The sequence below is a fragment of the Salinivibrio sp. ML198 genome (genome assembly GCF_001996015.1).
GTDB classification, from domain to species: domain Bacteria; phylum Pseudomonadota; class Gammaproteobacteria; order Enterobacterales; family Vibrionaceae; genus Salinivibrio; species Salinivibrio siamensis.
In genome coordinates this window covers 1-251 of the sequence record NZ_MUEZ01000083.1, presented here as the reverse complement: position 1 = coordinate 251, position 251 = coordinate 1, and the positions used below count along the sequence as shown (strand labels likewise).

Annotated in this window: 1 rRNA gene; it reads left to right on the top strand. The window is 50.6% G+C overall.

What is annotated here, in order from left to right:
* Positions 1–156: 156 nt before the first annotated feature.
* Positions 157–251: ribosomal RNA gene (gene rrf / locus BZG25_RS15835) — 5S ribosomal RNA — on the top strand; the annotation flags it as partial.

The window sequence follows — 251 nt, the reverse complement described above, 5'->3', positions numbered from 1 at the left end:
TAGGCAGGGTGTGTAAGCGCTGTGAGGCGTTGAGCTAACCTGTACTAATTGCCCGTGAGGCTTAACCATACAACACCCAAGAGGTTTTGGGTTGGACTTAAAATAAAGCCAGTTGATTGTGGCGAGAACGAACAGCTTTCTAGATTACCGAATTTGCTTGGCGACCATAGCGCTTTGGACCCACCTGACTCCATGCCGAACTCAGTAGTGAAACGAAGCAGCGCCGATGGTAGTGTGGGGTCTCCCCATGT